The 19,589-nt window shown below is 59.4% G+C and carries 18 protein-coding genes and 1 pseudogene; 6 read left to right on the forward strand and 13 right to left on the reverse strand.

What is annotated here, in order from left to right; translation table 11 throughout:
- Positions 1 to 11: 11 nt before the first annotated feature.
- Complete coding sequence (pap, locus tag ACZ9IM_RS29630) at positions 12 to 1,535, reverse strand: polyphosphate:AMP phosphotransferase (RefSeq protein ID WP_427625942.1); 1,524 nt, start codon at positions 1,533 to 1,535, stop codon at positions 12 to 14.
- A gap of 321 nt (positions 1,536 to 1,856) precedes the next feature.
- Between pap and mnmC the strand changes: the two genes are divergently transcribed.
- From mnmC to ACZ9IM_RS29655, 5 genes are all read left to right on the forward strand, one after another.
- Positions 1,857 to 3,839 carry a bifunctional tRNA (5-methylaminomethyl-2-thiouridine)(34)-methyltransferase MnmC2/FAD-dependent 5-carboxymethylaminomethyl-2-thiouridine(34) oxidoreductase MnmC1 gene (gene mnmC / locus ACZ9IM_RS29635; RefSeq protein WP_476225771.1) on the forward strand — a complete coding sequence of 661 codons (1,983 nt, stop codon included), beginning with the start codon at positions 1,857 to 1,859 and terminating at the stop codon, positions 3,837 to 3,839.
- Positions 3,840 to 3,961: 122 nt separating this feature from the next.
- Positions 3,962 to 5,734 carry an N-acetylglutaminylglutamine amidotransferase gene (locus ACZ9IM_RS29640; RefSeq protein WP_476225772.1) on the forward strand — a complete coding sequence of 591 codons (1,773 nt, stop codon included), beginning with the start codon at positions 3,962 to 3,964 and terminating at the stop codon, positions 5,732 to 5,734.
- A gap of 3 nt (positions 5,735 to 5,737) precedes the next feature.
- Positions 5,738 to 7,483, forward strand: coding sequence for an N-acetylglutaminylglutamine synthetase (ngg, locus tag ACZ9IM_RS29645; protein WP_476225773.1), 1,746 nt, complete (start codon positions 5,738 to 5,740; stop codon positions 7,481 to 7,483).
- Positions 7,484 to 7,731: 248 nt separating this feature from the next.
- Entirely contained in the window at positions 7,732 to 8,922 is a 1,191-nt protein-coding gene (locus ACZ9IM_RS29650; RefSeq protein ID WP_123494544.1) for an osmoprotectant NAGGN system M42 family peptidase, read from the forward strand.
- A gap of 211 nt (positions 8,923 to 9,133) precedes the next feature.
- A complete protein-coding gene (locus tag ACZ9IM_RS29655; protein WP_003199186.1) occupies positions 9,134 to 9,361 on the forward strand; it encodes a YheU family protein in 228 nt (75 codons plus the stop codon).
- Between the two features lie 5 nt (positions 9,362 to 9,366).
- Here ACZ9IM_RS29655 and csrA read toward each other — a convergent pair whose 3' ends face one another.
- From csrA to ACZ9IM_RS29670, 3 genes are all read right to left on the reverse strand, one after another.
- Positions 9,367 to 9,552, reverse strand: a complete 186-nt coding sequence (csrA, locus tag ACZ9IM_RS29660; protein ID WP_064616631.1) for a carbon storage regulator CsrA — start codon at positions 9,550 to 9,552, stop codon at positions 9,367 to 9,369.
- Positions 9,553 to 9,705: 153 nt separating this feature from the next.
- The gene (locus ACZ9IM_RS29665; RefSeq protein ID WP_063341152.1) at positions 9,706 to 10,038 is read right to left on the reverse strand and encodes a YnfA family protein; all 333 of its coding nucleotides are present in this window, start codon (positions 10,036 to 10,038) and stop codon (positions 9,706 to 9,708) included.
- A 64-nt stretch (positions 10,039 to 10,102) separates the two neighbouring features.
- Entirely contained in the window at positions 10,103 to 10,918 is an 816-nt protein-coding gene (locus ACZ9IM_RS29670; RefSeq protein ID WP_008075150.1) for an SDR family oxidoreductase, read from the reverse strand.
- Between the two features lie 299 nt (positions 10,919 to 11,217).
- On the opposite strand from ACZ9IM_RS29670, the gene ACZ9IM_RS29675 reads away from it, so the two are divergent.
- Entirely contained in the window at positions 11,218 to 11,370 is a 153-nt protein-coding gene (locus ACZ9IM_RS29675) for a DUF3309 family protein (protein WP_008012020.1), read from the forward strand.
- A gap of 59 nt (positions 11,371 to 11,429) precedes the next feature.
- On the opposite strand, the gene ACZ9IM_RS29680 is transcribed toward ACZ9IM_RS29675, so the two are convergent.
- The 9 genes and pseudogenes from ACZ9IM_RS29680 to ACZ9IM_RS29720 form a co-directional block, all read right to left on the reverse strand.
- Positions 11,430 to 13,523 (reverse strand): LTA synthase family protein, encoded by a 2,094-nt coding sequence (locus ACZ9IM_RS29680; RefSeq protein WP_476225774.1) that lies wholly within the window; start codon positions 13,521 to 13,523, stop codon positions 11,430 to 11,432.
- Between the two features lie 548 nt (positions 13,524 to 14,071).
- The gene (locus ACZ9IM_RS29685; RefSeq protein WP_008075148.1) at positions 14,072 to 14,674 is read right to left on the reverse strand and encodes an START domain-containing protein; all 603 of its coding nucleotides are present in this window, start codon (positions 14,672 to 14,674) and stop codon (positions 14,072 to 14,074) included.
- A gap of 41 nt (positions 14,675 to 14,715) precedes the next feature.
- The gene (locus ACZ9IM_RS29690) at positions 14,716 to 14,970 is read right to left on the reverse strand and encodes a YkgJ family cysteine cluster protein (protein WP_476225775.1); all 255 of its coding nucleotides are present in this window, start codon (positions 14,968 to 14,970) and stop codon (positions 14,716 to 14,718) included.
- A 158-nt stretch (positions 14,971 to 15,128) separates the two neighbouring features.
- Complete coding sequence (locus ACZ9IM_RS29695; protein WP_476225776.1) at positions 15,129 to 15,596, reverse strand: translation initiation factor 2; 468 nt, start codon at positions 15,594 to 15,596, stop codon at positions 15,129 to 15,131.
- An 87-nt stretch (positions 15,597 to 15,683) separates the two neighbouring features.
- Positions 15,684 to 17,123, reverse strand: coding sequence for an aminotransferase-like domain-containing protein (locus tag ACZ9IM_RS29700; RefSeq protein ID WP_007903895.1), 1,440 nt, complete (start codon positions 17,121 to 17,123; stop codon positions 15,684 to 15,686).
- Between the two features lie 210 nt (positions 17,124 to 17,333).
- The gene (locus ACZ9IM_RS29705; protein ID WP_427625935.1) at positions 17,334 to 18,146 is read right to left on the reverse strand and encodes an OmpA family protein; all 813 of its coding nucleotides are present in this window, start codon (positions 18,144 to 18,146) and stop codon (positions 17,334 to 17,336) included.
- Positions 18,143 to 18,499 carry a DUF4398 domain-containing protein gene (locus ACZ9IM_RS29710; RefSeq protein ID WP_008073146.1) on the reverse strand — a complete coding sequence of 119 codons (357 nt, stop codon included), beginning with the start codon at positions 18,497 to 18,499 and terminating at the stop codon, positions 18,143 to 18,145. The genes ACZ9IM_RS29705 and ACZ9IM_RS29710 overlap by 4 nt, the downstream gene beginning before the upstream one ends.
- A gap of 9 nt (positions 18,500 to 18,508) precedes the next feature.
- Positions 18,509 to 19,345, reverse strand: coding sequence for a substrate-binding periplasmic protein (locus tag ACZ9IM_RS29715; RefSeq protein WP_427625934.1), 837 nt, complete (start codon positions 19,343 to 19,345; stop codon positions 18,509 to 18,511).
- Positions 19,346 to 19,451: 106 nt separating this feature from the next.
- Positions 19,452 to 19,589: pseudogene (locus tag ACZ9IM_RS29720) on the reverse strand (electron transfer flavoprotein subunit alpha/FixB family protein); the annotation flags it as partial.

Below are 19,589 nucleotides of genomic sequence, written 5' to 3' on the forward strand. Positions count from 1 at the left end.
TAGCCATCGGTTCAGCGCTTGCGTTTTCGCAGTTTCTTCTCGCGTTTGTCGGACTTTTCGAAGGCCTCTTCCAGTGCCTGGTTAAGGGTGCGCAGGACCTTGACCCGCGCCCAGCGCTTGTCATTGGCTTCCACCAGGGTCCACGGTGATACCTCGGTGCTGGTGCGATCGACCATGTCGCCGACAGCGGTGCGGTAATCGTCCCACTTGTCGCGATTGCGCCAGTCGTCTTCGGTGATCTTGAAACGCTTGAAGGGGATTTCTTCACGCTCCTGGAAGCGTTCCAGTTGGGTCTGTTTGTCGATGGCCAGCCAGAACTTGACCACGATCACCCCGGCATCGGCGATCTGCTCTTCGAAGTCGTTGATCTCGCCATAGGCGCGCATCCAGTCCGCCTTGCTGCAAAAGCCTTCGATGCGCTCCACCAGCACCCGGCCATACCAGGAACGGTCGAACACAGTGAATTTGCCCCGCGCCGGGATATGCCGCCAGAACCGCCAGAGATACGGCTGGGCCCGTTCTTCCTCGGTAGGCGCGGCGATCGGCACGATGTCGTACTGGCGCGGGTCGAGCGCTGCGGCCACCCGACGAATTGCCCCGCCCTTGCCTGCCGCGTCATTGCCTTCGAACAATGCAATCAACGCGTGGCGACGCATGCGCTTGTCGCGCATCAACCCGGAAAACCGTGCCTGTTCGGTAATCAGTTGTTCTTCGTAATCGTCCTTGTCCAGGCTCAGCGTCATGTCCAGGCTGTCGAGCAAATTCACCTGATCGACGCTGGGGAACAAGGGCGCGGCGCTGACTTTGTCCGGGTGAATCCTGGGTCTTTTCAGCGCACTTTGCAGGCCATCGAGCAGAATCTTGCCGACCGCCAGGCTTCTATAATTCGCGTCCACGCCTGCAATCACATGCCACGGCGCATAGTCGCGGCTGGTGCGGCGCAGCACCCGTTCGCCGTATTTGACGAATTTGTCGTAGGTCTGCGATTGCTGCCAGTCCAGCGGGCTGATGCGCCAACTGTGCAACGGGTCATCGGCCAGCGCCTTGAGCCGCGCTTTCATTTGTTTTTTGGAGAGGTGAAACCAGAACTTGAAGATCAGCGCGCCTTCGTCGCACAGCATCTTCTCTAGCCGCTCGGCCCCGTTGATGCTTTGATCGAGTCGCGGATCCTTGAACAAGCCATGAACCCGTCCTTGCAGCATCTGGCTGTACCAGTTGCCGAAGAAAATCCCCATGCGACCCTTGGCCGGGAGCATCCGCCAGTAGCGCCAGGCCGGCGGTCGCGCCAGTTCTTCGTCGGTCTGCTGGTCGAAGGTGCGAACCTCGATCGAGCGCGGGTCCATCCATTCATTGAGCAACTTGACGGTCTCGCCCTTGCCGGCCCCTTCAATGCCGTTGATCAAAATGATCACTGGAAAGCGCTGTTGCTGGCGAAGTTCGAACTGCGCTTCGAGCAAAGCTTCACGCAGGGCCGGCACTTCGGCGTCATAGGTTTCTTTGTCGATGGTATGACCGATTTCGGCAGATTCGAACATGGAGCAGCTCCTTCCAGGATTGAGCAAGACTAGCGGATTGGGCAGGTAGTCATCAGAGAAATTCCCAGGGGCGCTTTTTGTGGCGAGGGGGCTTGCCCCCGTTGGGTCGCGAAGCGGCCCTAAAATCAGGCGACGCGGTTTGTCAGGTAAATCGGGGTTGCTGATTTCACGACTGCTTCGCAGCCGAACGGGGGCAAGCCCCCTCGCCACAAAAGTCTGACGGCAAATTTTCGTTGCCCTATCGTCCTTGCGTCTTGCCATGGATCAAGCACCCCGCTGGCGATCAGCTAGAATGGCCACCTTGTCGTTGCCGAGCCTGCCATGAAACCTGTATTGCCCCACGCCCAGCTCGACTGGGACGACCAAGGTCGCCCGCGTTCGCGGGTATTCGATGATGTGTATTTTTCCGACCAGTCGGGCCTTGAAGAAACCCGCTACGTGTTTCTGCAGCAAAACGATTTGCACGAGCGTTTCGCCGCATTGCCGGCAAGCGGTCGATTGGTGATTGGCGAAACCGGGTTCGGTACCGGGCTGAATTTTCTCTGTGCCTGGCAGTTATTCGAACAGCACGCGGTGGCCGGTGCGCGACTGCATTTTGTCAGCGTCGAAAAGTACCCGCTGAGCGCTCCCGACCTGCAACGGGCCCTGGCCCTATGGCCGGAACTCAAGCCGTTTGCCGATCAATTGCTGGCGCAATACGTCGCGATCCATCAAGGCTTTCAGCGCCTGGTCCTGGACAACGGCCGCGTCACCCTGACCTTGCTGGTCGGCGATGCACTTGAGCAGTTGCCGCAACTGGATGCGCAAATCGACGCCTGGTTTCTCGACGGTTTCGCCCCGGCGAAAAACCCCGACATGTGGACCGCCGAATTGTTTGCCGAACTGGCGCGCCTGGCGGCACCCGGCTCGACCATCAGCACCTTTACCAGCACCGGCTGGGTGCGCCGTTTGCTGAACGCGGCGGGTTTCAAGATGAAGCGCACGCCGGGCATCGGCCATAAATGGGAAATTCTGCGGGGCACCTTCCTCGGTTGGCCCGAAGAGGCCGCTAAACCAGCCTCGGCAAAACCATGGTTCGCTCGTCCACAGCCGCTGACCGGCGAACGCCGCGCCCTGGTGATCGGTGCCGGGCTGGCCGGTTGCGCCAGTGCCGCCAGCCTGGCCGCGCGGGGTTGGCAAGTGAGCCTGCTGGACCGCCACGAAGCACTGGCGCAGGAAGCCTCGGGCAATCCTCAGGGCGTGCTGTACCTCAAGCTTTCTGCTCACGGCACGGCGTTGTCGCAATTGATCGTCAGCGGTTTTGGCTACACCCGCCGTCTGCTGGAACAGCTGCAGCGTGGCGTCGACTGGGACGATTGCGGAGTCTTGCAACTGGCCTTCAATGCCAAGGAAGCCGAGCGTCAGGCGCAATTGGCAACGGCCTTTTCACCGAGCCTGGTGCACCTGCTCGATCAACCCCAGGCCCAGGCCCGAGCCGGCATCGAATTGGCGCACGGCGGCTTGTTCTACCCTGAAGGCGGCTGGGTTCATCCGCCTGCGTTGTGTCAGTGGCAGGCGTCTTCCAAGAACATCCAGTGGCTACCCCATCGCGAGGTGCTGGAACTGCGCAAGGTCGATGATCAGTGGCAGGCCTGGGACGGCGATGCACTGCTGGCCAGCGCGCCGGTGGTGATTCTGGCCGGCGCCGCCGAGATCAAGCGTTTTCCCCACAGCGCCGACCTGCCCCTCAAACGCATTCGCGGCCAGATCACCCGACTGGCGCAAACCCCTGAAAGCCAGAGCCTGGCGACCGTCGTCTGCGCCGAAGGCTATGTGGCGCCCCCACGCCTGGGTGAACACACACTCGGCGCCAGCTTCGATTTCAAAAGCGATGAGCTGACCCCGACCGTCGCCGAACACCTCGGCAACTTGGCGTTGCTCGAGGAAATCTCCACTGATCTGGTCACCCGTCTGCATGTTCCAGATCTGGACCCGCAGCAGCTTGAAGGGCGCGCGGCATTCCGCTGTACCAGCCCCGACTACCTGCCGATCGTCGGACCGTTGGCCAACCAGGCCGCCTTCGCCGAGGCCTATGCCGCACTGAGCAAAGATGCCCGGCAAGTGCCCGATGTTCTCTGCCCATGGCTCGAGGGGTTTTACGTCAACAGCGGTCACGGCTCTCGCGGTTTGATCACCGCGCCGTTGTCTGGCGAGCTGTTGGCGGCATGGCTTGAAAACGAGCCGTTGCCCTTGCCCAGAACCGTGGCCGAGGCCTGCCATCCCAATCGTTTTGCCTTGCGCCAATTGATCCGCGGAAAAGCCTGACCCACAGCCTTATAACTTATCGGTCTAAAACTCCAGGGATTCACGTGGGTCAGTTTCTGAGTACCCGCCGTTTTTGGCGGGTATTGATTGACCCTCCCCAACGGAAAAACCGGTAAGGACTTATGTGCGGATTAGCTGGAGAATTACGTTTCGACCATCAACCTGCGGACCTCGCAGCCATTGAACGAATCACCCATCACCTGGCCCCTCGTGGCCCTGATGCGTGGGGCTTCCACAGCCAGGGGCCGATTGCCCTGGGCCACCGGCGCCTGAAAATCATGGACCTGTCGGACGGCTCGGCACAGCCGATGATCGACAACCAACTGGGGCTGTCCCTGGCCTTCAACGGCGCGATCTACAACTTCCCGGAACTGCGCACTGAGCTTGAAAGCCTCGGTTACGCCTTCTATTCCGGCGGCGACACCGAAGTGCTGCTCAAGGGTTATCACGCCTGGGGCGAAGCCCTGTTGCCCAAACTCAACGGCATGTTCGCCTTCGCCATTTGGGAGCGCGACACCAAGCGTCTGTTCATCGCCCGCGACCGTCTCGGCGTGAAGCCGTTGTATCTCTCGCGCACCGGGCAACGCCTGCGCTTTGCCTCGGCCCTGCCGGCCTTGCTCAAGGGCGGCGACATCAATCCGATCCTCGACCCGGTGGCGCTCAATCATTATCTGAACTTCCATGCAGTGGTCCCGGCCCCGCGCACCTTGCTGGCGGGCATCGAGAAACTGCCCCCGGCGAGCTGGATGCGCATCGACGCGGACGGCACCACCGAGCAGAAAACCTGGTGGACCCTGCCCTACGGTCCAAATGCCGACGAACTGAACCTGACCCTCGAAGACTGGCGCGACCGCGTGCTCGACAGCACCCGTGATGCAGTGGCGATCCGTCAACGGGCGGCGGTGGATGTCGGCGTGCTGCTTTCCGGCGGCGTCGATTCGAGTCTGTTGGTAGGCCTGTTGCGCGAAGTCGGGGTCGAAAATTTGTCGACCTTTTCCATCGGTTTCCAGGATGCCGGCGGCGAGCGTGGTGACGAGTTCCAGTATTCGGACCTGATTGCCAAGCACTATGGCACGCAACACCATCAACTGCGCATCGACGAAAAAGAGATCATCGAGCAACTGCCCGCGGCGTTCCGCGCCATGAGCGAGCCGATGGTCAGCCATGACTGCATCGCGTTCTATTTGCTGTCTCGCGAAGTGGCCAAGCACTGCAAGGTGGTGCAAAGCGGCCAAGGCGCGGACGAGTTGTTCGCCGGGTATCACTGGTATCCGCAGGTGGACGGTGCGAGCGATCCATACGCGGCCTATCGCGATGCGTTTTTTGACCGCAGCTACGCCGACTACGCCGCCACGGTGCAGCCGAAATGGCTGACGGCCAACGACGCGGCCGGCGACTTCGTGAAGGAACATTTCGCCCGGCCCGGTGCCGATGCAGCCGTGGACAAAGCCCTGCGTCTGGACAGCACCGTGATGCTGGTGGATGACCCGGTCAAACGCGTCGACAACATGACCATGGCCTGGGGCCTGGAAGCGCGTACGCCCTTTCTCGACTATCGCCTGGTGGAATTGTCGGCGCGGGTGCCGGGCAAATTCAAGCTGCCGGATGGCGGTAAGCAAGTCTTGAAAGAAGCGGCGCGGCTGGTCATTCCGAGTGAAGTGATCGACCGCAAAAAGGGTTACTTCCCGGTCCCTGGCCTCAAGCATTTGCAGGGCGACACGCTGAACTGGGTGCGTGAACTGCTGCTCGATCCGAGTCAGGATCGTGGTCTGTTCAACCCCGCCATGCTCGACCGCCTGCTGACCGATCCACAAGGTCAACTGACCCCGTTGCGCGGCTCCAAGCTGTGGCAATTGGCAGCCCTGAACCTGTGGCTCAGTGAACAAGGAATCTGATCGATGAAACCTCACGCCACGGCTTATAGCCAACGCTTGTTGCGCGGTCAGACGCCCTCTTATGAACGCCTGCAGGCGCGCCTGGCCGAAGACGGCAGTGAATTGGGCGCCGCGCCAATCGCGGTGCATTGCGGTTGGGGCCGGTTGCTGATCGGCCATACCTTTCCCGATGCGGCGAGCCTTGCCCAAGAGTTGCTCAATGAGCAGCCCGGTGAGCGGGACATCGCCTTGTACGTTGCCGCGCCCCAGCAAGTGTTGGGGCTGGAGCCGGCGCAACTGTTTCTTGACCCCTCCGACACCTTGCGCCTGTGGTTCAGCGATTACCGTCAGGCTACCCGGGTGTTTCGCGGCTTTCGCATCCGCCGGGCGCAAAGCGAGACGGACTGGCAGGCTGTCAATCAGCTGTATCAGGCACGCGGCATGCTGCCCATTGATGCGAATTTGCTGACGCCTCATCCCCAGGGCGGCCCGGTTTACTGGCTGGCCGAAGATGAGGACAGCGGCACCATCATCGGCAGCGTCATGGGCCTGAATCATCACAAGGCGTTCAACGATCCGGAAAACGGCAGCAGCCTGTGGTGCCTGGCGGTCGATCCGCAATGTTCCCGCCCAGGCGTCGGTGAAGTGCTGGTGCGGCACTTGATCGAACACTTCATGAGCCGTGGTCTGAGTTACCTGGACCTGTCGGTGCTGCACAACAACCGTCAGGCGAAAAGTCTTTACGCCAAGCTCGGTTTTCGCAATTTGTCGACCTTCGCCATCAAGCGCAAAAACGGCATCAACCAGCCGTTGTTTCTCGGCCCAGGCCCCGAAGCCGAGTTCAATCCGTATGCGCGGATCATCGTCGAAGAGGCTCATCGGCGCGGCATTGATGTGCAGGTGGATGACGCGCAAGCGGGTCTGTTTACCTTGATTCACGGCAGTCGTCGGGTGCGTTGTCGCGAATCCTTGAGCGATCTGACCAGCGCCATCAGCATGACGTTGTGTCAGGACAAAAGCCTGACCCACAAGGTGCTGAAAAACGCCGGTCTTAAACTGCCCGCCCAACAACTGGCGGGGAGCGCGGACGACAACCTGGCGTTTCTCGACGAGCATCAACGGGTGGTGGTCAAACCGCTGGACGGTGAGCAAGGCCAAGGGGTGGCGGTGGACTTATGCAGCATCGAAGAGGTCCAGCAAGCCATCGAAAACGCCCGCACCTTCGACAGTCGAGTGCTGCTGGAAAGCTTCCATGAAGGCCTCGACTTACGGATTCTGGTGATCGGTTTCGAAGTGGTCGCCGCCGCCATTCGCCGGCCGGCGGAAGTGGTGGGCGATGGTCAGCATTCCATCGGTGCGCTGATCGAGGCCCAGAGTCGTCGCCGTCAGGCGGCAACCAGCGGTGAAAGCAAAATCCCGCTGGACCATGAGACCCAGCGCACCTTGCAGGGTGCAGGTTATAACTACAGCAGCATTCTGCCAGCCGGTGAGCATCTGTTTGTGCGGCGCACGGCGAATCTTCATACCGGCGGCATTCTTGAGGACGTCACCGCGATTCTGCATCCGACCTTGGTAGATGCGGCAGTGCGCGCGGCGCGGGCGCTGGATATTCCAATGGTCGGGCTCGACCTGATGGTGCCGGCCGCCGACCAGCCGGAGTATGTGTTTATCGAAGCCAATGAACGCGCCGGGCTGGCCAACCATGAACCGCAGCCGACGGCCGAGCGGTTTGTGGATTTGTTGTTTCCGCATAGTCAGCCGGCGGTCTGACATTGATGTGTCGCCTGTTGAATCGCCATCGCGAGCAGGCTCGCTCCCACATTTGACCGCATTCCCCTGTGGGAGCGAGCCTGCTCGCGATGGGGCCCTGACGGATCACACTTTCCATGATCGTTCCCACGCTCTGCGTGGGAATGACTCCTCGTACGCTCCGCGTCCACTTGGGACGCAGAGCGTCCCTGGCTGCATTCCCACGCAGAGCATGGGAACGATCAGCTCTCAACCCATCAGGAGTTTCCATGACCCGCAAAATTCCCGAGCCGGACCTCAATTACCTGCAAAAAGTCCTGCTGGAAATGCTCGCCATTCCCAGCCCCACCGGGTTCACCGACACCATCGTGCGTTACGTTGCCGAACGTCTCGAAGAGTTGGGCATTCCCTTTGAGATGACCCGTCGCGGCACCATCCGCGCCACCCTCAAGGGCAAGCAGAACAGCCCGGACCGCGCCGTCTCCGCCCACCTGGACACCATTGGCGCAGCGGTTCGCGCGATCAAGGACAACGGTCGCCTGACTCTGGCGCCGGTCGGTTGCTGGTCCAGCCGTTTTGCCGAAGGCAGCCGCGTCAGTCTGTTCACCGACAACGGCGTGATTCGCGGCAGCGTGTTGCCGCTGATGGCTTCCGGGCACGCGTTCAATACTGCCGTGGATGAAATGCCGATCAGCTGGGATCACATCGAATTGCGCCTAGACGCCTACTGCGCCACCCGCGCCGATTGCGATTCGCTGGGGATCAGCGTCGGCGATTTCGTCGCCTTCGACCCGTTGCCGGAGTTCACCGAAAGCGGCCACATCAGCGCCCGTCACCTCGACGACAAGGCCGGCGTTGCGGCACTGCTGGCGGCGCTGAAAGCCATTGTCGACAGTGGCGAAGAACTGATGATCGACTGCCATCCACTGTTCACCATCACCGAAGAAACCGGCAGCGGTGCAGCGGCGGCCCTGCCTTGGGACGTCAGCGAATTCGTCGGCATCGACATCGCGCCGGTCGCGCCCGGCCAGCATTCCAGCGAACACGCGGTGAGTGTGGCGATGCAGGATTCCGGCGGGCCTTATGACTACCACCTGTCGCGCCACTTGTTGCGGCTTGCCAGCGATAACGAACTGCCGGCGCGTCGCGACCTGTTCCGCTATTACTTCAGTGATGCTCACTCCGCCGTTACGGCCGGCCACGACATTCGCACCGCCCTGCTCGCCTTCGGCTGCGATGCCACCCACGGCTATGAACGCACCCACATCGACAGCCTCGCCGCCCTCAGTCGCCTGCTCGGCGCCTACATCCTCAGCCCGCCGGTGTTCGCCAGCGATGCACAACCGGCCAAGGGCTCCCTGGACCGCTTCAGTCACCAGATAGAACACGAAACGCAGATGGAAAGTGACACGCGGGTGCCGTCGGTGGATAGCTTGATTGGGCAGCGTTCGGATAACTGATCCTGACGATCGTTCCCACGCTCCGCGTGGGAATGCAGCCCGGGACGCTCCGCGTCCCTTTCGAGAGCTGGAACGCGGAGCGTCCCCTGAGGCGTTCCCACGCAGAGCGTGGGAACGATCAAGATCAAAAGATCGCAGCCTTCGGCAGCTCCTACTGGTGATGCGTTCATAACCGCCGTAGCATCGCGCCATTGTTTAGCCGAGGTGCCTTATGCTGATCCCCCACGACCAACTTGAAGTCGACACGCTGACCCGCCTGATCGAGGATTTCGTGACCCGCGACGGCACGGACAATGGCGATGACACACCGCTGGAAACCCGCGTGCTGCGTGTTCGTCAGGCATTGACCAAGGGCCAGGCGCTGATCGTCTTCGATCCGGAAAGCGAGCAATGCCAGTTGATGCTCAAGCACGACGTGCCCAAGCACCTGTTCGACTGAGGCCCTTATCGGGCTTTGGCTTTGGCCTGTTTGATCTGGATGCGCTCATAGACTTCGGCGCGATGTACGTTGACCTGTTGCGGCGCTTCAACACCGAAGCGCACGCTGCTTCCGTTGACGGCGAGAACCCGCACGGAAATGTTGTCACCAATGGAAATCAACTCGCCCACAACGCGACTGAGTACAAGCATGGCATTCATCCTTCAGGGTTACCGGCCCTTGAAGATGCCCGGCGCGTAGCGGGTCTTCAATGCAACGGCAGCAAAACAGTCTTGCCCTACAGCCAAGGAGGCTTCGCCCTGACGGACGCGTCCGACAAACCGGTTAAATGAAGGAGCGATCCTTCAGGAAGCGGAAAAGCGCGGGCCAAACAGGATGACGCTGGCCCCGATCACACACAGCGCCACGCCAATCCAGTCCGAGCCCAGCGGACGAATCCGCTCGACCACCGCCAGCCAACCGATCGACGCAATGATGTAGATGCCACCGTAGGCGGCATAGGCGCGGCCGGCGTAGCTCGCTTCGACCCGGGTCAGCAGTACCGCGAACAAGATCAGGCTGAGCAACGCCGGGATGATCCACCAAGCGCTTTTACCTTGGCGCAACCACATCCAGAAGGCGAAGCAGCCAGCGATTTCAAACAGCGCGGCGAGGAAAAACCACAGGTAATTGAGCATGCAGATGTCTCGTGAGGATGACCGGTTGCGGCCACCCTAACGACGGTCTTGCGCACGGGCAAGTTCAGCCTGCGGATTGTTTGGCCTTGGCGCGCATTTTGTCGGCCATCACGGTCATTTCGTTGTAGAGCAACTGCGGATCTTTCTGTTTGATCGCCCAGGCCATGCGGCCCTGTTCGTGAGGCAGAATCAGGAATTCGCCAGCGGCGACCTGCTGATAGATGTAATCGGCAATGTCGGCAGCGGTGATCGGCGAGCTTTCCAGCAACTTGCCGACCTGGGCTTTCATGGCCGGAGTCGGGCCGCGGAAAGAATCCAGCAAGTTGGTCTGAAAGAACGACGGGCAGACCACATGCACGCTGACTTCCTCGTGGGCCAGTTCGATCAACAGACTTTCGGACAAAGCCACCACACCCGCCTTGGCCACGTTGTAGTTGCTCATGGCCGGACCTTGCATCAGTGCGGCCATCGAGGCGATGTTGATGATCTTGCCTTTGCTTTTCTCCAGTAGCGGCAGGAAGGCCTTGCAGCCCTTGACCACACCCATCAGGTTGATCGCGATCTGCCAGTCCCAGTCTTCCAGCGACAATTCACTGAAGAACCCGCCCGAGGCCACGCCGGCGTTGTTAACGATGACGTCGATGCCGCCGAACTTCTCTTCACAGGCTTGGGCGAACGCCGTTAGTTGGCTGTAGTCACGCACATCACAACGCTGAATGAAACCATCACCGCCGGCTTCGCGAACCAGCTTCAGGGTTTCTTGCAGGCCGGGTTCACTGACATCCGACAAGGCCAGCTGCCAGCCTTCACGCGCCCAGCGCAGCGCGATTTCGCGACCCAGGCCTGAGCCCGCGCCAGTGATCATCATGCGATTTTGCATAGCAAACAGCCTTGTTGTTCCGGGGAAGATGCACCGAGTGTAGCGAAGGATAATGCGCGACCCACGCTCCATCAGATTGCTGAATGGCCAGCAATGAACCACGGCGCGGTCCGGTTGTTTCAACTTTGAGACGCAGTAAAAGAAATAAACGTGCTTTCCAAATACATTAAAAAAACCTGGAATTTTTCTTCATATCCATGAGTCGGATTTTGTAAGCAGCTAGGATTAATACAAGTCCAGCTGATGGCTAAAAGCTAAAACGCTAGGTCAACCACAACGCTTCCAACAAGGAAACAGACATGGGCACAATTCTTATCGTTATTCTTATCCTGTTGTTGATAGGTGGCTTGCCGGTCTTCCCACACTCCAGAAGTTGGGGTTACGGCCCGTCAGGTATCATCGGCGTGGTGTTGGTGGTGCTATTGATCCTGCTGCTACTCGGCAAGATATAAAGGTTTGCCGGCAAAAAAAAGAGGCCCTGCGAAGGGCCTCTTTTCTATTGCGCCAACACTTAGTCTGGCTTGCCGTCAACCACACCGGCGGTGTTATCGATCAGGCTTTTGGTGGCCGTTTGAATGAACGACTCGAGCTTCTGCTTGAGCGCCGCTTCATCAGCCGATGCCGGGATCACTTCACCTTTCGGATTGGCGCCCAGTTCGTATTGATACAACTTCGGCGGCATCTCTTTGGGCAGTACCAGCACGCGATCCCCGGTAAGCAATGCGACCGTCTGATCGCTGCCCGACGGCTTGATCATGCCAAAACCCTTGTCGCCTTCCGGCAGGTTCAGCAAGTCGCGACCCCAGCATTGTTGAATCACCTCTCCACCAATACGGCCCATGATGGTCGGCACGATGTCGATCTGGGTGCCGACGGTATGGTCGACCTGGCCGAATTTTTCCTGGACGCCCGGCCCGATCAGCAGCATCGGCACGTTGAAACGACCCAGGTCCATTTCAGTGATCTGCTGTTCGTTGCCAAAACCGTGGTCGCCGACCACCACAAACAGGGTTTCCTTGAAATACGGCTCTTTGCGGGCCTGTTCGAAGAATTGACCCAACGCCCAGTCGGAATAGCGCATGGCGGTCAAGTGTTCGTTGAGGTTGCCGCGATCGGTCACAGGCTTCACCGGCAATGGCGTCGGCAAAGCGTACGGCGTGTGGTTGGACAGCGTTTGCAGCAAGGCATAGAACGGCTTCTTGTCCTTGCCATCGCGAGCCTTCAATTCTTCCAGGCCACGGTTGAACATGTCCTGGTCAGACACGCCCCAGGTCGGATCGGAGAACACCGGGTTGACGAAGTCATTACGCCCGATGAAGTTGGTCATGCCCTGGTTGCTGAAGAAGCCCGACTGGTTGTCCCAGGCGAAGTCGCCGTTATAGACGTACACATCGTCGTAGTCACGGGCACTGAGCAACTGCGGCAGGCCGGACAGTTTGTGGCTGCCTTCAGGCGTCTGCATCAGGTATTCGAAACCCGGCAAGTTCGGGAAGCAGGCCATGGTGGCGAACATGCCCTGGTGGGTATGGGTGCCGTTGGAGAAGAAACGATCGAACAACAGGCCCTCTTTCGACAGTTTGTCGAAGTACGGCGTGATTTCACCCGGACGACCCAGAGCGCCCACCGAGTGACCGGCGAAGCTTTCCATCAGGATCACCACGACGTTCTTGATCGGCAGTGTCTTGTTGCCGTCGGGGCTGAAATTGCGACGCACCGCGGCGGTCTCGGGATCGACCAGCTTGTCACTCGGGGTCAACAACAAATCGCGCACGGTCTGCTGGGCCAGGGGCTGTGGCAGTGTGGCTTTCCAGACATTGTCGCGATGTTCGGACAGCCGGCTCTTGGCCGCTGCGATCAACGACAGCGTGCCGTTGAGGCCCAACTGATTGGCGAAGTTGGAGTCGGTGGTGTAAACGTCACCCCAACGTAGCGGCGGGCCTTGACGCAACGTACCGCGAGCCGCGACCACGCAGACCAGCAGGCAGACCACGAACACCACGCCACGCGCATACCACGGAGCGACCTGCCGCGTACTGATGCTGCCACCGCTGAACGGCCCGCGAGGACGCGTGGCGCGGTCGGCGCCCTTGAATGCAAGCGTCAGAATCAACGTGCCCACGGCCCAGGCCAGCAGGTAGCGAACCACCGGAAAACCGTACCAGAGCATGCTCATCACGGTTTTCGGGTCTTCTTTCACGTACTGGAAGACCAGACCGTTGAGGCGCTGGTGGAACTCGCGGTAAAAGTCCATTTCCATCAGGCCGAGGAACAGCGCGATGCTCGAGACAACGGTCAGCCACAACCGGAAGAACCCGCGAGCGGCCATCGCCCTGGCACTGAACAGGGCCAGCAGCAGCGGAATGCTGAGGTAAACCACCAGGCGCAAGTCGAAACGCAGGCCGTTGGCGAACGCTTCCAGAAAGGTCGAGGCCGGTGTGTCGAGGATCATCGAGCTGTTGTAGACCAGCAGCGCCACGCGCAGCAGGCTGAACATGACCATCATGACCAAGGCACACAATAGCGTGTAGGCCAGATGCGATTTGACGGTCGGTTGCAGCAGGCGACTAGAAGCTCGCTGCTGACTCAGGGCGTCCGGGTTTGCCATGTCGTTTTAGGACCCATTGGAAGTTGAAGTTTCAAAAATACAGCGGCGCCTTGCCTGATGCTGGTCGGTCAAGAAGCGAAAACCGTGGGAGCGGGCTTATGTGGCGAGAGGGCTTGCCCCCGTTCGAGTGCGCAGCGCTCGCAAATTTTTGGGTCCGCTGCGCGGCCCAACGGGGGCAAGCCCCCTCGCCACAAACCCGCTCCCACATGGATTGCGTTTAACTGACCGGCATCAGCTGTCTCGCCCTCTGTTGGCCATCCTCGGCCCCGGGGCTTGCGCGGTGCGCAAATGTTGCACGATCAACCGCGGCATTACCATTGATTACTGACCCGCAGGCCCGACTGTCGCGTGTAGCGTTGTGGGACAAGACGTGGTGCAAAGTTGCGGGCTGACTCATTGGGACGCGAGTGAATTGTCTTGGAGGCTTTGTGAAAATTTCGTTCAACGCATATCCAGAAACAAAATAAAGCCCCGTCCCTTGGTAAAAACACGAACGCCCCGATCAAATCGGGGCGTTGTTGAACGGGCATTATCAAAAGTATACGCGGTTACTTCTCGGCGCGTTCTTTCAGGGCTTTGAGGGTGTTGAACGGCGCATCGACCACAAACTTGTTGGCCAACCACGACGGCACGCTGCCGCCGGGTTCGGTATGGGCCTGATAAGTCACTTCGACTTGATCGCCCTTAGGCACGAGCTTCCAGAAACCTTTGACCTGGGCCACCCGTACAAATCCTTTTTCTTCCGGGACGTACTTGGGCTGCCCTTCCAACTCGCGGGTCAGGCTGCCATCGGCGCCTTCAACAGTGGTGACATGCAATACGGAGTCGCGAGGAGTGACCGGCCAAGGGGTATTGAATTGGGTGTAGGTCCAGCTCTGGTTACCTTCATGTTTGAGCAACTTCTGAGTCTTGCACTCGTGAATCCATGCACAGGCACCCGGCACGTCTTCCTGCAATGCACGCAGTTTGGCCATGGTGGTCTTCATGACGGTCACGCCACGGTAAGCCTTGTATTGGGAACCGGCCACTTCACTCAAGGACACCTTGATGCCCTCTTCTTCCTTGGCGGTTTTCCATTCTTCGGCCTGGGCCGTGGAGGCCAGTAAAACCGTCAAACCACACAGCACAGCCATACGATGCAGCGAACCCATAGTCTTATTCCTTATTGTTGAAGTTCCGTTCGTTGAACACATCACGCGGCCGTCATTTGCTCCCACCAGCCCAGCAACTTGATCGCTTCGTCGCTGCTGCTTCCGCAGACCTCGACATCGGCTTCAAATGCCGAACACACCGCAGGACGTTCCGGTTTGCCGAAAATGCTGCACAGGTTACCGGTAGACAGCTGTACGCAACGTTCTCCGGCGGCTTTGCCATTGGGCATTCCGGGAATCGGCGAACTGATGGAAGGGGCAATGCAACAGGCGCCACAGCCTTCACGGCATCTCATGACGACAAGCTCCTCGCGACGGGTAAAGGGACGTGGCACAGAGTAACGGCTAAAACGACTGTTTAAAATTACCTGAGCCCGGGTTTTTTCGTTGAAACGAACGTGACTGACCAGTCTCCGACAAAGCGTCTGGTCCGCGGGTCACGAATGGGAGGGATTTACTGCTTGAACTCGAATTCCAGCGCCGCGCCTTCAACTTCCCGACGCTCTTCATTGCGCAGTTGCAACTGCATTTCGTTGCTGAGCAGACGACCGTTGAGCTGGAACGGGCTGCTCTTGTCACCGAACATTTGAGGCAACAGCGCATCGTGTCGGGGCAAGGTTACCGTGCCGACCGGCTTCAGTTCTTCGACCATGTCCTTGGGCAGGCTCAAGTCGAGATTTGCGGAAGGGAGTTTGGTTTTCACGACTTCACTGGCCGGTTTCGACTTGGAAGCAATGGGGGAACGTTTTTTGACCGCCGCAGCCTTCTTTTTGGCCGGTGCGGCCTTTTTGACCGCTGCCGTTTTTTTCTCGGTGGTGCTGGCTGTCGGTTTTTCCTGAACGGAAGCCGCCATGACGCCTTCCGGGTGACAGGTCATTAACAGGCAGATCAACAACCAGGCGGCAGGATAAATCGGCTTCATGGACCCAACGGCGTGAACGGCAGAAGGCTACATGCTCGCCTGTTGGAGACGACAAGACAAGCGGCCAGTTCAGAACTGCCCGGCCGCTCAAAAACCGCTCGCCGTCTCCTGACAAAGTTGCGTCGCCAGCAAACCCAACGTCATCAACGCACGCTCGGCCTCGCGGTTCCAGGGGATGCCACAGTTCAGGCGAATGCAGTGATTGAACTGCTCGGTGTTACTGAAAATCAACCCCGGCGCAATACTGATGCCCTGCTGCAACGCACGCACATGCAGTTCCTGCGTATTCACCCGCCCCGGCAGGCTCACCCACAGAATAAAACCACCGGTGGGCCGGGTCATTTGCGTCCCTTCAGGGAAGTACTGCTGCACCGCCAGCTGAAAAGCGCTGAGGTTCTTGCGGTACTCCTGACGGATGTAGCGCAAATGCCGGTCGTAACCGCCGTTCTCCAGATAGGCCGCTATGCCCATTTGCGTGACGCTACAGGCTGAATGGGTGCTGAAGGTCTGCAAGCGCTGGATTTCCTGCTGGTACTTGCCGGCAATCATCCAGCCGATGCGCACACCGGGCGACAGGGTTTTGGAGAAACTGGAGCAATAGATCACCCGATCCAGTCGGTCGTAGGCCTTGAGCGATTTGGTGCGACCCTGCTCGAACATCAGTTCGCCGTAAATATCGTCTTCGACGACCTGGATATCGAAATCCGAGGCCAGGCGCAGCAATTGTTTCTGCCGCTCTTCGGGCATGGTGCCGCCCAAGGGATTGCTCAGGCGTGTGGTCAGCACCAGCGCCTTGATCGACCACTGGTTGGCCGCCAATTGCAGGGCTTCGAGGCTCATGCCGGTGGCTGGATCGCTGGGGATCTCGATGACTTTCAGCCCCAGCAGGTCGGCCAGTTGCAGCAAACCGTAATAGGTTGGCGACTCGGCCGCGATCAGATCGCCCGGCCTGGTCAATACGCGCAGAGACATCTGCAACGCATCGACGCAGCCGTGGGTGATTACCACTTCCGACGGGTCGACCACCACGCCGGCGTCGCGCATGCGGATCGCCACTTGCCGACGCAACGGCTCGAAACCGGGGCTGAACATGTAGCTGAACGCCCGCGGGCTATGGAAACGGGTGACTTTGGCCAGTTGCTGATGCAGCGCCCGCACCGGCAGATAGTCAACGCTCGGTACCGCGGCGCCCAACGGGAAGACGCCTTCGCGGCGGGATTCGACCAGGACTTGCTGAATGATGCTGCTGCGCGTGACAAGGCCAGGTCGCTCGACCCGTGCAATGTCCGGGGTTGGCGCCGTGAGCGCAGGCGTCTGGTGCACGTAGTAACCGGATTGCGGCCGGGCACGAATCAGCCCCTGATCTTCAAGGTTGGCGTAGGCCTGCAACACCGTTGCATGGCTGACGTTGAGCTGCGAGCTCATCTTGCGCACCGAAGGCACGCGCTCCCCCGGTTGATAAACACCGCGCCGGATGTCTTCGGCCAGTTGCTGAGCAATACGTTGGTAGAGCAAGAGATTGGTCATGACGCAGCACTCGATTTCACGGGCATTTTATTCTTGTGTGAAACAATACCGGAACAGTTTTGAAGTGTACTGGGACAGTTGTCACAATAGTCGACCGTACAGTGCATTGTCAGCAAAAACTGTACTGTTTTATGGAGAGTATTGCGCTGATTGGCAGGCACAAAAAAACCCGGCACTGCTGACAGGCCGGGTTTTCCAGTAACGCAGCCCTTAGCGGGCGGCGCCGAGCTGGCCTTTTTCGTCGGAGAACACAATTTCCACCCGACGGTTCTGTGCACGACCACGTTCTGAGGCGTTCACGTCCACCGGGTATTCATCGCCGTAGCCTTCGACTTTGATACGTTTGTCGTCGATGCCCAGGTCCATCAGCACGTCAGCCACCGATTGCGCACGGTCGCGGGACAGCTTGAGGTTTTCCTGTTTACCGCCAGTGCTGTCGGTGTAGCCTTCGATCCGCACCACGCGTTTGGGATTGAGCTGCAAGAACTGGACGATCTTCAACACCACACGATTTGCCGAGTTTTTCAGCTCTGCTTCACCGGTATCGAATAGCACATCGCCCAGAGTCATCACCAGACCACGGTCGGTTTGGGTAGTCGCCAACGCCACAATCTGCTCTTCGAGCCACTTGCCCTGTTGCTGCACGCTGAGCAACTTGGACTCACGCAGGGCCAGTTGCAGGCGCTGACGCTCGAGTTCGAGCTTCGCCGCGCGTTCCTCGTTGAGCACTTGATTGGTGTGTTCCCGGGCGATTTCGCTGTAGCGCCGGCTCAGGTAGGCGTAATGCACAACGTCCGAACCGCTGCCCCAGTAGCTGGACAGACGATCGGCGCGGGCCAGCGACTCGCCGGCACGGATCACGTCTTTGGGCGCAATGCGCAGCACGTTGGAGTCTTCCTTGACCTTCTGAAAGTCAGTGCCGGCCTGCTGGATTGCGGCTTCGCTGTGTTGACCAGCGCAACCATAAAGGCTTGCGCAACCGGCCAGGATCAAGCCGCCGAGTGCTTTGGTTTTCAGGCTCATTGGGCATCTCCCAGTTGCTTGCGCAGACGAGTGATGCGGGTATTGAGCACGTTCAACTGCTCCTCACTCTTGAGGGTCAGAACCCGGGCTTCGGCCAGACGCGCGTCCAGCTCGGCCTGCTCGGCCCGCATGCGCGCATTCTTGAAGGACTGGTCGGCCATGTTGCCCTTGGCACGCTTGAACTTGTCTTCAGCCAGTTTCAGCTCCGGCACTTCGTCGGCGGTAGCACCCACGGCCTTGGCTTGTTCGAGGGCCTGTTCGGTCAGGCGTATTTGTTCATTCGGCGCCGGATCGGCTGCACAACCCGCCAGAGCCAGAACGGCCAGGGCAGCGAAAAGAGGTCGAATACTCACTAAAAATCCCTACTGTTTTGGGGTACTGACAGGTTGTGGCTGCGGTTGTGAGAGTTGCGCTTTCCAACGCTCGATATTGCGCAGCAGCGCAGCTTCCGTCAGTCCGGACGCGGGCAATTCTGTCATCTTTTTAGCCAGCTGTCCGCGCAACCAAGGATCGTTGCAGGCAGAGTTATGGGAAACGGCAAGATACAGGCCCGGTTTGTCGATGGGGTGTGGGTGGGCCATCAAGTCATCGGCCATCCCCAGCGTTTGCACCAGGGCCATGCCCGAGTAGCGTCCGGCGAGGACAAATTCCACCTCGTTCAGCAGCAACTTCTGAAAGGCCTGGGTCAGATTGGGCGTGCGAACCAGAGTCAATTGCTGCTCGGCGAAAGTGCCAAATGACGTTGTTACTCGAGCCTTTTCTGACAAGGCGCCGGGATGACCGTGAAGGTCCTGGGCTTCGTTGTAGACCAGTAACGAGTCGTTGCGAGTCCAGACCAGGTAATCGTTCTCCAGCAGCGGTGGATGGATGTAATCCAGATTTTCCAGCTCACTGACCGTCAACGGCGCATCGGCCAGCATGTCCATGCGCCCGCTGCGCACTTCGTCCAGGGCCTGGGAGCGTTTGCCGGCGTAAAGCAGTTCGACCTTGATGCCCAACTCCCCCGCCACTTGCTGCAACAGGTCGGCGCTGGCGCCTATCAGGTACTTGGGGTTTTGCGGGTCTTGCCACAGATACGGCGGCGCGTCCGGACTACCGGTCACCACCAGGCGCTCACATTTGCCCGCGGCTATGGATAGCCCCGGCAACAGCGTCAGCCCCAGCAGTAATGACCAGCCACACACGCGGCGTAAATCCATGGGGACACTCCCTACAACCCAATATTTTCGCCCGTAGGAGCTCCTACAGAAGAACAAAAAAAAGCCCGACCAAAAGGTCGGGCTCTTTATAAGTCAAGCCGCCGGATTAGACCAGCTTCTCGAACTCGGGGATGGCTTCGAACAAGTCTGCCACCAGGCCGTAATCGGCCACCTGGAAGATCGGCGCTTCTTCGTCCTTGTTGATCGCAACGATCACTTTGGAGTCTTTCATGCCGGCCAGGTG

Source organism: Pseudomonas sp. TE12508 (assembly GCF_056279485.1).